Here is a 14,200-nt window from a genome sequence, read left to right on the forward strand (position 1 = left end):
GGGCCATCAACAGGCACAATACCGCAGCTTCGAGCACCGGAAAATGTACTTCCTGCACGGTAGGGCGCGAATCCCCACGAGGCCACTGCCCATAAGTCAGGTAGTACCAGTAGCCAAAAGCGGCGCACACCAAGACGTATGCGGTTGATACCGAAGCACACCGCAACAGCCATCGTGCCAGTGGGGAAGCAGTTGCCGTCGGATGCATAGGGATTGAACGTGTTTATTTATCGGTCGAAAACGGCGCGACGTTTATAAAATTGCTCGTTTTGCAAGTCGGACCGTTTACGGCTCGACCGTTTCGCTAAACCACGCTCCTTACTTTCACGGGCGGTTTGACTGAATCTCTAGCCCATGTTAGCCCTATTTATCACAGCTTTTTACATTCTGTTTCTGGCGCTCTCGCTTGCCTATGTGCTTCTGCAGCGAAGACGTGCCCGACTCGTATGGGTTCCTGTGTACCTGCTGCTAGTCTATGGATTAGCTGAATTGATGAATAGGTCCAACCAGCAGTTGGTGGGACAGCAAATTTATTTGGAGGTGGGACACGCTGGCATTGTGATGGTTGAAGTATGGTTTTCGTGGCTCCTGCTGGCCGTGCTGATAATGATGTTCACGTGGTTCACGCTTCCGCCAAAAGTTAGTAGCTAAACGCTCCTTTCCGCAAACTCCTCGCAGCTGGTCGGTGCCAGTAGGGTGCTGCAGCGCGGTACGAGTTTAAGAAACCCGTCTACGATTCCTCGTTTACGAAACGTGCCGAGGGGACGAGTTTCGTGAACTCCTGATGCGGGTGGGATTTGAGCAAAAAGGTGACTTATTAACCCTGAAATTTAATCGGTGAGGTCGGTCTGGAGCGGCTAGTCGAGATAGCATCATCACCTGTCCGCACTCACGGTTACGGGTTCACCACAAACGCCGGCAGGCCGAGCTTGCTGCGGCGGCCACCTAATTTCAGGCCTTCGTCGGTGTACTTACAATCCTTGCCCAGGGCGTTGGGCTGCTCGATGATGCCGAGGTTGGGGTTGTCTTCGCGGGCCACGTAGATGCGGCCGTCGGGCCCGAGCTGGAGCGCGCCGATTTTGCGGTTGGCCGACTTGCCCACCAGGGTCTTGGCTTTGGTTTTGAGGTCGAACTGCCAGATTTGGGTTTCGCCGCCGCCCACGCCGTTGCAGGTGCCATACAGCTTGCTGCCATCGGGCGAAAACTCGACGCCATACGCCTCGGCGAAAGGGCCGAAGCTGCTGGGGTTGCTCACTTTGCCGGTGCTGCGGTCGAAATCATACAGTTCGAAACGGTTGGTTTCGCGCCAGAGGGCGGCGGCCAGGTGGCGGCCATCGGGCGAGAATTTGAGCGCGCCGATGGCGTTGCGGCCGGGGCCGGCGTTCATGCTGCCCACGTTGCTCATCAGGGGCTTGCCGGCCACACCGTCGGCCGTGAGCAGGTAGCTCACGAAGGCGTTGGAATTCCAGCGGTGGGCCACAATCCAGACGTCCTTGCCATTGGTGTGGCGCACGGCGGCCAGCTTCTCGGCCACCGGCTGAATGAGCAGCATGTTCACCCGGGGCAGGTCGCCGAGGCCGTCGGCCCGGGTCATGTCGACAATGGAGTAGCGCAGGCCGTTGGGCGTGCCCTGCGGGGCCACCGTGAAAATGTAGAAGATATTGCCCGAGCCGGGGTCGGGCACGATGAGGGCCGACTGGGTGCTGCTGCCGCTGCCCATCAGGTGCACGCCGTTGGGCATGGGCCGGTGCTGGCGGTTCCACACGGTTTCGCCGTTGGTGTAGAAGAGCAGTTCGCCCTTGCCGGTAGTGGCTACCGCGCAGCCCTCGAAGGTGCTCATCTTGCCGTCGTTCAGCGGTTTGGGCGCGCCATCAGCAAAGCTCAGGCCGGCCTGCTGGCCGAAATACCAGATATCAGTAGGGCGCTGGGCGCGGGCTGCTACGGTGAGCAGCAGCGGCAGCAGAACAAGAAAAAGGCGTTTCATATGGGTCAGCAAAGCGGGTGATGTGGCGGGTAACGAAAAAACCGTGCCGGGTGGTGCGTGGGGGTAGTAAGGTCATGATGCAGCCCGTCATGCTTCGGCAAGCTCAGCATGACGGGCTTTAACCGCCACCGGCCGTGCCAGCAGTAGCGCCAGCACCCCCAGCAGCCCCAGCGGCGGCAGGAAATAAAGGAAATGCAGCCCCGCCGGGTTGCCCAGCGCCAGCGCGATGCCGTTGAGCGGCAGCAGTAGCGGCAGCAGCGCGAGCAGCAGCAGCCCTTGCTCACGCCGGGTCAGGAGCCGCGCAAACGCCAGCAGCGGCAGCAGCAGCACGGCATCGTAGTACAAGTGGTAGGTGGTAAGCAGCGTGAGCGCACTTACCACCAGAAACAGGTACCAACCGGCCAGCCGCTGGCCTTGCCGCCGCCGCCAGGCCAGGCGCGCCAGCGCCGCCAGCCACAGCGCCCCGTGCAGCCACGGGTGCCAGGTGCTGCTGCCGGGCCGCAGCCATTCCAGCACGTTGCCCAGCTCCAGGCGCAGGGTCAGGCCTTGGGTGAGGGGGTAGTCAGGGTCGGTGGGGTCGAACGACTGGGCGCGCACCTGGGCCAGCAGGTGCTGGTAGGTGGGCAGCAAATTGGTTGGAAACGCCGCCCAGTGCCAGGCCAGTGCACTCAGCAGCGCCACCACGGCGGCGGCTACTGCCAGCGCCCGCCACTGCTTCCTCCAGATAAACCACGCCGCAAAAGGCAGTAGCAGCGTGACTTTGAACGCGGCCAGCCCCAGCAGCAGGCCCGCCAGCGCGGGCCGTAGCCAATGCCGCCTGCGTTCACCCGCAACGGCCCCGGCACCGCAGTTCGGCGCGCCGCCCGCCACGGCCAGCGCCCCCGCGCCCAGCGCCAGCGCCGCAAACGTGGGCTGCCCCGCGAGCAGGGCCGGCACCGTGCCCTTCAGCGCCAGCGCGACTAGCATGTATGTCCACCACGGTACCTCCGGCGCATTTCCGGCCCGAAGCACGCGCGGCCACAGGGCTGCCAGCAGCCCCAGGCTCAGCAGCGCCAGGGCGTACCAGAGCGGCCACGCGACGGCATACGGCAGCTGGCCGATGGATACTCCGAACAGCGCCGCCGCCCACGGCGGGTACAGAAACGGCAGGTTGGGTAGGCCCGGCTCGGTGCGGCTGCGCAGGTGGTCGCGCTGGGTGATGCGCTGCCAGCCGGCTTTCAGGGTGGCATCGTCGTAGGGGTTCTGGCCGTGGCGCAGCACGTCCTGCCCCACGTAGCAGGTGCGGAAATCCATGGGCCGGTCGGGTCCGGGCCGAGGCTCGCGCAGCACGCGGCTGGCGTGGAAAGCGGCAATCAGAAGCAGAAACAGCAGGAGCAGGCGCGGCACGGCGGCAAGGTAGTAGCGCGCGCAGTAGCAGGCCGCCATTGCTGCACGCTACTGCGCGGCCACCGTGCCCGGCCCGGTTACTTTGTGGGTTTTTTCAAAATACGCGTAGCCCGGCTGCAGCTCGCGCCAATACGCCAGATGGGGGCTACCGGCCCGTTTCGCCAGCTCTTCATTGGTAATCGGGAAAGGGAAAATGTGCACTGGAATACTCTGTTGCCCGGCCGCGCGGGCCAGCACCGCCAGCAGGTACACTTCCTCGATGCCCGCGTCGGTGATGGGCAGGCAGCCGATGGTGACTTTGCCGCCGTGGATGAAAATGTCGCCGCCGGGGTCGGGCTCGCCCCGGGCTCGCTCGGCGGCGGTGGGGTAGTTGAGGCCGAGCGAAAGGTGGAAATTGCTGCTGGGGTTGAAGCGGTCGATTTCGTAGAAGCCCTCCGGCACCTGGCCATCGCCGGCCCGGCGCTTGGGGCCGAGCGTGCCCGAGGTGGCCGCCAGCGGGTAGGCGTGCAGCAGCTCGAAGGGCCCGCCACCGTCGCGGTTGCGCGCCCACACCTCCAGCTCGCGGTGGGTTTTTAGGAGACGGAACAGGACTTCGAGCCGGTTGGAATCGAGGGAGCGGGCGCGTAGGCGGGCGGCTACCACCGGCCCGGCCGTAGCCTGCGCCGCCCGCACCCTTGGGAACCGCAACTGCTGCCGCCAAAAGGCCGCGCTGCTATCCACCGGAGCGGGAACGGTGCACGACTGCGCCAGCAGCGGGCACCCGGGAAACAGCAACAAGAGGTAGCACGACAACCGACGCAGCATGGGGCACTTTCCGAAAGGGTGAGGAATGCAGCTACAACGGTATTCGGGAATTTATATTTTAGCGGCCGCGCCTCCCCGGCATGCTATGATTATCGCCGCGGCCGCGAGTAGCCGTTACCTTCGCGTGTGGCGCGCCGGGTGCTGCCCCGCCCGATAACTGCCGCCGCCGTTCCCATGCTTTTTTCGCCGATATACTCCCGCCTAGCCCTGTTCCTGCCGCTGCTCACGTTGCTTAGCTGCTCGGGCAACCCCAGCTCCCAGCCCGCCGCTGAAGCGCCCGGCGTGCTGCCCGGCCCCATCGCCGGCACTACCCAAACCCAGCTGCCCAACGGCTGGAAGCTGAGCCCGGCTGGCACCACCACCCCGCTCGGCGACCTGCCCCTGAGCCTGGAAACCAGCCCCGATGGCCGCCTGGCGGCCGTTACGAACGGCGGCTGGGGCGAAAACTCGGTGCAGCTACTCGACGCCGCTACCGGCCGGGTGCTCGACACCCGCGTGGTGCCGGCCACTTGGGCCGGCCTGGCCTTCGCCCCCGACGGCCGCTCGCTCTACGCCTCGGGCGGGCACCACAACCGCATTTATAGCTTCCGTATCGAGGGCCAAAAGCTGCAGCCCGACAGTGCCCTGGTGCTGGGCGATAAGTGGCCGAAGCAGAAAATCGGCGTGGCCGGCCTCGTCGTCGATGGCCGCCGCCAGGTGCTCTACGCCGTTACCCGAGAAGACAATTCGCTCTACACCTTCGACCTGAAAACGCGGAAGATTCTGCGCACCCTCAAGCTGCCGGCCGAGGCCTACGACGCCCAGCTCAGTCCCGACGGGGCGCGCCTCTACATCAGCCTGTGGGGCGGCCACGCGGTGGCGGTTTATGACACCGAAAAGCTGCTGCTGCTGGCTAGCATCCCCGTCGAAAGCCACCCCAACGACCTGGCCCTGACCCGCGACGGCCGCCGCCTGTTCGTGGCCAACGCCAACAGCAACTCAGTTTCCGTGATTGACACCCGCGCCGGCCGCGTCACCGAAACGCTCAACACCGCCTTGTTTCCGGCTTCGCCCACTGGCAGCACCCCCGACGGCCTCGCCCTGAGCGCCGACGATGGCCAACTCTTTATTGCCAACGCCGACAACAACTGCCTAGCCGTGTTCGACGTGCGCGACCCGGCCACCAGCCGGCCGCTGGGCTTCGTGCCCACCGGCTGGTACCCCACGGCGGTGCGCGTGGCCGGCGGCCAGCTGTTGGTGGCCAACGGCAAAGGCACCACCTCGCGCGCCAACCCCAACGGCCCCAACCCCGGCCGCGACGTGGGCGAGGTGGGCAAGGGCTACATCGGCGGGCTGCTGCCGGGTAGCCTTTCGCGCCTGCCGCTGCCTGATGCGCCGGCGCTGGCGGCCTATTCGGCCCAGGTATACGCCAACACGCCCTTCAGCAAAACCCGCGAGGCCGCGCCCGAGGTGCCCGCCGGCAGCCCCGTGCCCCAGCGGGTGGGCGGGGCCTCGCCCATCAAGCACGTTTTCTACATCATCAAGGAAAACCGTACGTACGACCAGGTGCTGGGCGACGTGCCGGCCGGCAACGGCGATGCCAGCCTCTGCCTCTTCCCCGAAAAAGTGACGCCCAACCACCACGCCCTCACGCGGGAGTTTGTGCTGCTCGATAATTTTTACGTCGATGCCGAGGTAAGTGCCGACGGCCACAATTGGAGCATGGCCGCCTACGCCACCGATTTCGTGGAAAAAAGCTGGCCCGCCAACTACAGCCGTCGGGGCGGCGAATACGACTTCGAGGGCGGCCGGGGCGAAGTGGCCGAGCCCAAGGACGGCTTCCTGTGGGACTACTGCCGCCGCGCCGGCCGCAGCTACCGCAGCTACGGCGAATTCGTGTTTAAGGGCAAAGCCACGGTGCCGGCCATCGAGGGCCACTTCTGCCCGGATTACCCCGGCTTCGATTTAAAAGTGAAAGATGTGGACCGCGAACGCATCTGGGAGCAGGATTTCGACCAACTCGTGGCCGCCGGTAAGCTGCCCGACCTCAGCATCATCCGCCTGCCCAACGACCATACTTTTGGCGCGCGCAAAGGCGAGCTCAGCCCCCTGAGCTACGTGGCCGACAACGACCTGGCCCTGGGCCGCCTGATTGAGCACCTTTCCAAGAGTGCCGTCTGGAAAGAATCGGTGGTGATGATAGTGGAAGACGATGCCCAGAACGGCCCCGACCACATTGACGCGCACCGCTCTACGGCCTACCTGGTTGGGCCCTACATCCGCCGCCACGCGGTGGTGCACACGGCCTACACCACGTCCGGGATGCTGCGCACGCTGGAACTCATTCTGGGCCTGCCGCCCATGAGCCAGTACGACGCCGCCGCGCCGCCGCTCTGGGCCTGCTTCACCGCCAAGCCCGATTTCCGGGCCTACGCCCTGCGCCCCGCCACCACCCCGCAGGACGTGCGCAACACCGCCTACAACGCGCCCGCCCGCCGCGCCGAACGCTTCGATATGAGCCGCGAAGATGCCGCCCCCGACCTGGCCTTCAACGAAAACATCTGGCAGGCCGTGCGCGGCGAGCACAGCCGCATGCCCGCCCCCCGCCGCAGCGCCGCCGTGCGCGGCGTGAAAGGGGAGAAGGAGGAAGAAGGCGAGGAGGATTGAAGCGGACGTCATGCTGAGCGCAGCCGAAGCATCTCTACTGCTCAAGTAATCATTTACTATTACGGTAGAAATGCTTCGACTGCGCTGCGCTCAGTATGACCGTTCTGACTTATACCCAAATTCCGCATTCCACCACCCTCCCATGCAGCTCAAGCCCCTTTTTACCTTCCTCACCAGCCTCACCAAGCACAACGACCGCGCCTGGTTTCAGGAGCGCAAGCCCACCTACGACCAGCTCCGCAAGCAGTTTGAGGAAGACGCGGAGTTCTGGTTTCAGGAGCTGCAGAAGCTCGACCCCGCGCTGGCCGGGCCGCTGGGCCGCAAAAGCATCTTCCGCATCTACCGCGACGTGCGGTTCAGCAACAACAAGGACCCGTATAAGACGCACTTTTCGGCCTATTTCACGGCCAGCGGCAAGGACATTGAAACACCCGGCTACTACGTGCAGGTGGGGCCGAATGGCAACACGCTCATTGGCGGCGGCCGGTACATGCCCGACAAAGACCAGCTGGCCGCCATCCGCCAGGAAATCGATTACAACGCCGCCGACCTGAAAGCCATCATCGCCGCGCCGGATTTCCAGCGCTACTTCAGGGGCATGAGCGGCGACAAACTCAAGAAGTCGCCCGCCGCCTATTCCGTCGACCATCCAGAAATCGAGCTGCTCAAGCACAAAAGCTTCGTCGCCAGCCACCCGATGAGCGATGCGGACGTGCTAAGCCACGCCGATTTCCGGGCCTACGTGCCGGAGGTGTTTGCCGCGATGGTGCCCTTCTGCCAGTTCCTGCGGAGCGCGGTGTAGGGTAGAAAAACAGTTAAGTTCTCACGCAAAAGTGAACGTGGCGAAAAAGGCCGTCATGCTGAGCTTGTCGAAGCATCTCTACCGCTTCGCATGAGCCGTTCAACGAAGCAGTAGAGATGCTTCGACAAGCTCAGCATGACGGCCTTTTTACTGTGTGCTTACTTAGGCGTGAGTACTTAACTCTTAATCCTCACCTTTTAACTTTATAAAGCGCTACCACTTCACTACTTCCTCCTCGTGGCCGGCGCGGAATAACGCACTCTGCTTCTGGCCATTGGCCTCCACGTTTACGATATTCATCTCATCAGCAAAGGCGTCGATGAGCACGGCTTGGCGCAGCTTAATGCCGGCTACCGGTCCCGGCAGCGGCACCTTGCAGTAAAACCAGTAGCCGTCGGCTTCGGCTTGCATGCCCAGTACCTGCAGCGGCAGCCGGGCCCCGGCCACGGTGCTGATTTGCAGGGTGCGCTGGAAATAAGCATCAGCCAGCACCAATGGGCGTGGGCCGGGCTCGGTCAGGCTCACGGTTTTGGACTGGCCCTGCGAAAGCGCCTTTTCGAAATCATCCGTAAACACCTTCACCGATAGCTCCAGCTGCTTTTTGGCGGAGTTGTAGCGCAGCTCCGTGAGGGTGGAGTGATAGGAATGGCGCGCCGGCCGCGCCCCCGCCAACGGAAACAGCAGTAGCGCGGCGGCGAACGGGGCGAGGAGGCGCATATGGAGGAGATTATGGGAGAGAAGAAACAACCGAGAACGTCATGCTGAGCGAAGCCGAAGCATCTCTACCGCACAACGCAATCCAATCGATAGGATTACTGCTGCGGTAGAGATGCTTCGACAAGCTCAGCATGACGTTCTTTTTATGCAACCAATCAAAATTCTAGAAGAACTTCAGCACCTGCTTGATGACGATGACGTAGGCCATCAGGGCCAGAATCAGCACTGTACCCACGCGCTGGGCACCTTCGAGGAAGGCATCGGAAGGCTTGCGGCGCAAAATCATTTCGTAGAGCAGGAACACGACGTGGCCGCCGTCGAGAGCCGGCACGGGCAGCAGGTTCATGAAGGCGAGCACCATGCTCAGGATGCCGGCCAGGCCCCAGAAGTGCTGCCAGTCCCAGACGCCGCCAAACTGCTGGGCAATCTCGACCGGGCCGCCGAGATTTTTGGCCGACGCCTTGCCGGTGAAGATTTTGCCGAAGGCCCGGGCCTGCACCCACACAATGGAGAAGGCTTTTTTAGCTCCGCGCGGCAGCGCCTCGGCCAGCGAGTAATTGCGCGTGCCGATGTTGAGCGTCGACTTGCGCTCGAAGCCGATGCGGCCGTCGGCGTCTACCGGAATGCTCAGCGTCAGGGGCTCGGCCGCGCCGGTGCGCTGCACCACCACGGGTATGGTTTTGCCTTTGTTGGCCAGCAGCGCGCCCTGCAGCTCATCGAAGAAGTGCACGGGCTGACCCGCGACCGTCGTGATGCCATCGCCGGCCAGCAGGCCCGCTTTGGAGGCGTTGCCACCGGGCGTCACGCGGTCCACGGCGAAAGTTTCGCGCGGGCGCAGCAGCACGCTGTCCTCGGTTTGCTTGCTGGAAAGGTCGAGGAAATTGGCGGGCAGCTTCACGTCGGCCAGCTGGCTGCCGCGCTCCACGGTGAAGTAGGTGTTGTCGCCGAGCAGTACGTCGGGCTGGTAGATGTCGTCGAAATCCTTGAACGGGCGGCCGTTAATTTTCACCACCTTGTCGCCGGTCTGGAAGCCGACCTGGCGGGCCAGGCCGTTGGGCAGCACGCCGTATTTCACGGCCGAGGCCGGCAGGTAGGTTTCGCCGTAGTACGAAGTCATGGCCGTGAAAATGACGATGCCCAGCAGCACGTTCATGATGATGCCGCCGAGCATCACCAGCAGGCGCTGCCAGGCCGGCTTGCCGCGAAACTCGTCGGGCTGCGGCGGGCCGGCTAGGGCGTTGGCGTCCTGGGTCTCGTCAATCATGCCGTGAATCTGCACGTAGCCGCCCAGCGGAAACCAGCCGATGCCGTACTCCGTTTCGCCAATCTTCTTCTTGACCAGCGCGAAGTTGGCCACGTTGGGCATCGGGAACAGGAAGTCGAAGAAGATGTAAAACTTATCGACCCGGATTTTAAAAAGCTTGGCGAAGGCGAAATGGCCGAATTCGTGCAAGCCAACAAGGATGGATAGCGCCAGCACAAGCTGGCCAATCATGGTGAGGATAGCCAAGGGAAACGAGGGAAGTGTTATGTAAAAAGAACGTCATGCTGAGCTTGCCGAAGCATCTCGCGTGCCGAAGTAATTGATGCTGAAACAACGAAGCGGTAGAGATGCTTCGGCAAGCTCAGCATGACCGGAGCCAGCAGTGCATGACAAAACTGCTCAGACCAGGGTTTCGGCCAGCCGGCGCGTTTCCGTGTCGGTTGCTACCAAATCGGCCAATAATGGCTCTGCAAGGTACGAAATCCGCGCCAGGCACTCGGCCACGAGGTCCGACATCTGGCGGAAGCCGACCTGGTCCCGCAAAAATGCGGCCACAGCTACCTCATTGGCGGCGTTGAGCACGCAGGGCGCGTTGCCGCCCCGCCGCATAGCGCCAAAGGCCAGCTCCAGGTTGGGAAAGGCTACTCGGTCGGGTGCTTCGAAGGTGAGCGTGGGGTAGTCGAGAAACGAAAAGCGTGGGAAGGTATTGGCCAGCCGCTCGGGGTAGCCCAGCGCGTACTGAATGGGCAGTTTCATGTCGGGCAGGCCCAGCTGGGCCTTCAGCGAGCCGTCGGCGAACTGCACCAGCGAGTGTACGATGCTTTGCGGGTGCACCACCACGTCAATCTGTTCATTGGTGAGGCCGAACAGCCACTTGGCTTCGATGACTTCAAGGCCCTTGTTCATGAGCGAGGCCGAGTCGATGGTGATTTTCGCGCCCATATCCCAGTTAGGGTGCTTCAGGGCCTGGGCCTTGGTCACGGCTTCCATCTGCTGGGCGGTGCGGCCGCGGAAGGGCCCGCCCGAAGCCGTGAGGATGATTTTCTCAATCGGGTTCTGCTCCTCGCCCACCAGGCACTGGAAAATGGCCGAGTGCTCGGAGTCGACGGGCAGCAGGCGCACGCCGTGCTGCTTGATGAGGCCGGTGATGAGCTCGCCGGCCACCACCAGCGTTTCCTTGTTGGCGAGGGCAATGTCCTTACCAGCCCGGATGGCGGCCACCGTGGGCAGCAGCCCGGCGTAGCCCATCAGGGCGGTGAGCACGATGTCGATTTCGGGCCGCGTCACTACCTCGGCCAGGGCAGCTACGCCGGCCAGTACTTCGGTTTCGGGCTGGTCGGCCAGGGCGGCTTTTAAGGGCTGGTACAGGCTGTGGTCGCCGATGACGACCACGGCGGGCCGGAACTCGCGGGCCTGCTGCGCCAGCAGCTCCCACTGCCGCTGGGCGCTCAGCACCGCCACGCGGAAGCGGCCGGGCTGCTGCCGCACCACCTCCAGCGCCTGCGTGCCAATGGAGCCCGTAGCCCCGAGCAGGGCCAGGGTTTTTACCTTTTTTTCTTCGAGCATAATGCGACTAACACGGAAACGGCGCAAAAGTACGCCGGCCCGGTGTTCAGCAGCCTACACCCGCTTGAGGGTAGCGGCCACAAACTGGTCGACCACGGCGGCAATGACCCGTACTTCGGCCGCCACGCCTTCGGTGAGGGCGGGTGGGTTGGAGGCTGTGGCCGTGCGCTCGGCCAGCGCCGTGAGGCGAGCCAATTGCCCGCCGATGGCGCGGTACACGGGGTCCCAGAGCACGGCGGTGCGGTCGGCGTGCGCGCCCAGGGTGCGGCGCAGCTCCAGCAGGCGCATCACCAGGCTGGCCAGGGTGGCGAGCAGGGCGCGCTCGACGGGGGCGAATTGCCGGGGTGGGCCGTCGTACACGCACAGCGAGCCCAGGTTGTAGCCGTCGGGAGTGCGCAGGTTGTGGCCGGCGTAAAAGCTCAGGCCCAGCTGCTGGAGCAGGGAAATATCGACGCCGGGGGCGCTGGCCTGGTTCAGGTCTTCGAACACGGCCGTGTCGTCCTGCAAAATGGTGGCCGAGCACAGGCTTTGCCCGCGCGGAATGCGCTCGATGGCCACCGGCAGGTTGTAGGGGGCTTTCACCAGCACTTCGTCTTTTTCCACGATGGAAAGCATGGCGTTGGACGCGCCGAAGAGCCGGGCGGTGGCCGCCACCACGTCATCGAGCACCTTTTCGCTGCGGGCATCGAGCAGCTGGTAGCTTTCGAGGGCGTGTAACCGGGCCGCGTCGTTGGTCGGTATCAGGGAAGTAGAATTGTCAGTCAAAATAGCTAGCGAAGAAGAGTCCGCAAAGGTAGATTGTCTGGGTTGGCTAAATTGAGAATGCCGATACTACCGCGTGGCCCGTGGCTGCTTGTACCTCGGGTGGGCGGGCGGGGTTGCGCCAGCACGGCGAGGCAAGTACCGCTACCGATGCCAATTCAGGCCCAAAAATAAGTGGGTGGCAGCTGGGGTTGCGCGACTACTTGCGCCGCAGAGTGGCGGCCACCAGCTGGTCGAGGCCCGCCACAATGCTGCCGGCCTCCTGGGCCACGGCGGCGCTGAGGATGCCGCTGGCGGGCACGGCCTGGTCGATGAGCGCGGTGAGCCGGGCCAGCTGCTCGCCCATGCCCTGGTAAATAGTTTCCCAGAGCAGGGCCGTGAGGCCGGAATGCGGCCCCAGGGTGCGGCGCAGCTCCAGCAGGTGCATGGCCAGGCCGGCGAGCTGCGCCAGCAGGTGGCGCTCGGCCGACGAAAACTGGCGCGGTGGCCCATCGAAGAGGCACAGCGTGCCAATGTTGTGGCCGTCGGCGGTGCGCAGGTTGTGGCCGGCGTAGAAATGCAGGCCCAGCTGCAAAATCAGGGAAACATCGACCCCGGGCGCGCTATGGTGCTCCAGGTCTTCAAACACGGCCGTATCGTTTTGCAAGATGGTTGCCGAACACATGCTTTGCTGGCGCGGAATGCGTTCGAGGTCGACGGGCAGCTGATAGGGCGATTTGAGCAGCACCGTGGTTTCTTCCACGAGGGACAGCATGGCGTTGCGCACGCGAAATAGCCGGGCGGTGGTGGCCACCACTTCGTCGAGAATGGCTTCGCGGCGGGCATCGAGCAGTTGGTAGCGGTCGAGGGCACGCAGGCGGGCCGGGTCGTCGGCCGGGAGCAGGAAAGGTGGGAGCGTATTCACGGCCGGGAATGGTAGGGTAGTACCGGGGCCAGTGGCATTCGACCCGGCAGGCAGCACGCATTGCAGATGCCTAATATATAGATTGTGACTGATATTACGAATCCCCTGGCCGAAAGATGTGCTGCCGGGCGGAATGAACAAGTGCGGTTCGGCCATGCCCGCGCGGGCGGCTACCTTTGGGCCGTGTTGCCAGTTCCGCCAGCTTTTACTTCCGATTTCGACGTGGCCATCGTAGGTGCCGGCCCGGCCGGCACGGCCTGTGCCCTGGCCCTGCGCCAAAGCGGCCTGCGCGTAGCGCTGCTCGATAAGGCCCAATTCCCGCGCGACAAAGTGTGCGGCGACGCTATTCCCGGGCAGGCCTTCAAGGCCCTGCGCCAGCTCGACCCCGCCTTCGTGGAGGCCCTCTGGCCGCTGCAGCCGCGCGACGACGTGCGCGACTCCCGCCTGGTAGCACCCAGCGGGGCCAGCCTCACGCTGCAATGGCAGCTGCCCAGCTTCAACAGCCCCCGCGAGACCTTCGACGCGGCCCTACTGGCGCTGGTGCGGGAGCATTCAAGCACTGAAATTCTCGAAAATACCGGCCTCAAAACCCTGACCATCGAGCCCGGCCACGTGCGCCTGACCACCACCGAGGGCCGCGAAATCACCACTCAACTGGTCATCGGCTGCGACGGAGCCAACTCAGCCGTGGGCCGCCGGCTGCTGCCCGAGCCGCGCCTGGCCCGGGCCCACCACTGCGTGGGCGTGCGGGCGTATTACGAGAACGTGGCCGGGGCCAGCAGCGGCACCACCGAGTTTTTTCTTAGCAGCGATTACCTCGCCGGCTACGTGTGGCTGTTTCCGGTGGGCGCGGGCCGCTACAACGTAGGCCTGGGTATGCTGGCCGAAATCGTGGCCGAGCACAAAGTTGACCTCAAACAAACCCTCACGCGGGTGCTGGCCACCCACCCCGAGCTGGCCGGCCGCTTCGCCGGGGCGCGGCCGCTGGGCCCCATCGTAGGCTTCGGCCTGCCGCTGGGTGGCGGGCGGGTGCGCCCTATCAGCGGCGCGCGGTTCATGCTCTGCGGCGACGCGGCTTCGCTCATCGACCCCTTGCAGGGCCACGGCATCGACACGGCTATTCAAAGCGGCATATTGGCCGGGGCGCAGGCGGCGGCGTGCTTCGCCCAGCAGGATTTCAGCGCCGAATTCATGCGCGAATACGACGCGCAGGTGGCCCACAAAATCGGCCGGAAGCTGGCCAAAAGCTACCGCCTCATGCGCTTCCTCAGCAACAAGGCGTGGCTGGTGAACGCGGCCGTACGCCTGGCCCGGGTGCCGGGGCTGAAGCCGTGGGTGCAGCGGGCGATAGGGTAGACGTTGGAG

General features: G+C 64.1%; 12 protein-coding genes. 4 read left to right on the forward strand and 8 right to left on the reverse strand.

Annotated features, from left to right (window positions below; translation table 11 throughout):
- The first annotated feature begins 354 nt into the window (after positions 1-354).
- Positions 355-651, forward strand: a complete 297-nt coding sequence (locus ABIB44_RS16870; RefSeq protein ID WP_354585842.1) for a hypothetical protein — start codon at positions 355-357, stop codon at positions 649-651.
- Between the two features lie 244 nt (positions 652-895).
- On the opposite strand, the gene ABIB44_RS16875 is transcribed toward ABIB44_RS16870, so the two are convergent.
- The 3 genes from ABIB44_RS16875 to ABIB44_RS16885 all read right to left on the reverse strand — a co-directional run bounded on the left by ABIB44_RS16875 (position 896) and on the right by ABIB44_RS16885 (position 4,174).
- Positions 896-1,984, reverse strand: coding sequence for a WD40 repeat domain-containing protein (locus ABIB44_RS16875; RefSeq protein WP_354585843.1), 1,089 nt, complete (start codon positions 1,982-1,984; stop codon positions 896-898).
- An 87-nt stretch (positions 1,985-2,071) separates the two neighbouring features.
- Positions 2,072-3,370 carry a glycosyltransferase 87 family protein gene (locus tag ABIB44_RS16880; RefSeq protein ID WP_354585844.1) on the reverse strand — a complete coding sequence of 433 codons (1,299 nt, stop codon included), beginning with the start codon at positions 3,368-3,370 and terminating at the stop codon, positions 2,072-2,074.
- A 48-nt stretch (positions 3,371-3,418) separates the two neighbouring features.
- Positions 3,419-4,174: a L,D-transpeptidase family protein gene (locus ABIB44_RS16885; RefSeq protein WP_354585845.1), complete on the reverse strand. Its 756-nt coding sequence runs from the start codon at positions 4,172-4,174 to the stop codon at positions 3,419-3,421.
- 174 nt (positions 4,175-4,348) lie between these two features.
- Between ABIB44_RS16885 and ABIB44_RS16890 the strand changes: the two genes are divergently transcribed.
- Both ABIB44_RS16890 and ABIB44_RS16895 read left to right on the forward strand, forming a co-directional pair.
- Positions 4,349-6,820 (forward strand): beta-propeller fold lactonase family protein, encoded by a 2,472-nt coding sequence (locus ABIB44_RS16890; protein WP_354585846.1) that lies wholly within the window; start codon positions 4,349-4,351, stop codon positions 6,818-6,820.
- A 142-nt stretch (positions 6,821-6,962) separates the two neighbouring features.
- On the forward strand, positions 6,963-7,622 hold the full coding sequence (locus ABIB44_RS16895) for a DUF2461 domain-containing protein (protein ID WP_354585847.1): 660 nt from the start codon (positions 6,963-6,965) through the stop codon (positions 7,620-7,622).
- A 213-nt stretch (positions 7,623-7,835) separates the two neighbouring features.
- Here ABIB44_RS16895 and ABIB44_RS16900 read toward each other — a convergent pair whose 3' ends face one another.
- From ABIB44_RS16900 to ABIB44_RS16920, 5 genes are all read right to left on the reverse strand, one after another.
- Complete coding sequence (locus tag ABIB44_RS16900) at positions 7,836-8,339, reverse strand: DUF6702 family protein (RefSeq protein ID WP_354585848.1); 504 nt, start codon at positions 8,337-8,339, stop codon at positions 7,836-7,838.
- Positions 8,340-8,502: 163 nt separating this feature from the next.
- Positions 8,503-9,849, reverse strand: coding sequence for an RIP metalloprotease RseP (gene rseP, locus ABIB44_RS16905; RefSeq protein WP_354585849.1), 1,347 nt, complete (start codon positions 9,847-9,849; stop codon positions 8,503-8,505).
- A gap of 153 nt (positions 9,850-10,002) precedes the next feature.
- Positions 10,003-11,169: a 1-deoxy-D-xylulose-5-phosphate reductoisomerase gene (locus tag ABIB44_RS16910; protein ID WP_354585850.1), complete on the reverse strand. Its 1,167-nt coding sequence runs from the start codon at positions 11,167-11,169 to the stop codon at positions 10,003-10,005.
- Positions 11,170-11,223: 54 nt separating this feature from the next.
- Positions 11,224-11,934, reverse strand: a complete 711-nt coding sequence (locus ABIB44_RS16915; protein WP_354585851.1) for a GAF domain-containing protein — start codon at positions 11,932-11,934, stop codon at positions 11,224-11,226.
- A 196-nt stretch (positions 11,935-12,130) separates the two neighbouring features.
- Complete coding sequence (locus ABIB44_RS16920; RefSeq protein ID WP_354585852.1) at positions 12,131-12,835, reverse strand: GAF domain-containing protein; 705 nt, start codon at positions 12,833-12,835, stop codon at positions 12,131-12,133.
- Between the two features lie 183 nt (positions 12,836-13,018).
- Between ABIB44_RS16920 and ABIB44_RS16925 the strand changes: the two genes are divergently transcribed.
- Positions 13,019-14,191, forward strand: a complete 1,173-nt coding sequence (locus ABIB44_RS16925; protein WP_354585853.1) for a geranylgeranyl reductase family protein — start codon at positions 13,019-13,021, stop codon at positions 14,189-14,191.
- Positions 14,192-14,200 lie beyond the last annotated feature (9 nt).

This window comes from Hymenobacter sp. UYCo722 (assembly GCF_040547115.1).
Taxonomy (GTDB): domain Bacteria; phylum Bacteroidota; class Bacteroidia; order Cytophagales; family Hymenobacteraceae; genus Hymenobacter.

Coding starts and splice junctions, on each gene's coding strand:
- ABIB44_RS16910 (WP_354585850.1), bottom strand. CDS start 11,169: ATGCTCGAAGAAAAAAAGGTAAAAACCCTGGCCCTGCTCGGGGCTACG.
- ABIB44_RS16895 (WP_354585847.1), top strand. CDS start 6,963: ATGCAGCTCAAGCCCCTTTTTACCTTCCTCACCAGCCTCACCAAGCAC.
- ABIB44_RS16875 (WP_354585843.1), bottom strand. CDS start 1,984: ATGAAACGCCTTTTTCTTGTTCTGCTGCCGCTGCTGCTCACCGTAGCA.
- ABIB44_RS16885 (WP_354585845.1), bottom strand. CDS start 4,174: ATGCTGCGTCGGTTGTCGTGCTACCTCTTGTTGCTGTTTCCCGGGTGC.
- ABIB44_RS16890 (WP_354585846.1), top strand. CDS start 4,349: ATGCTTTTTTCGCCGATATACTCCCGCCTAGCCCTGTTCCTGCCGCTG.
- ABIB44_RS16900 (WP_354585848.1), bottom strand. CDS start 8,339: ATGCGCCTCCTCGCCCCGTTCGCCGCCGCGCTACTGCTGTTTCCGTTG.
- ABIB44_RS16870 (WP_354585842.1), top strand. CDS start 355: ATGTTAGCCCTATTTATCACAGCTTTTTACATTCTGTTTCTGGCGCTC.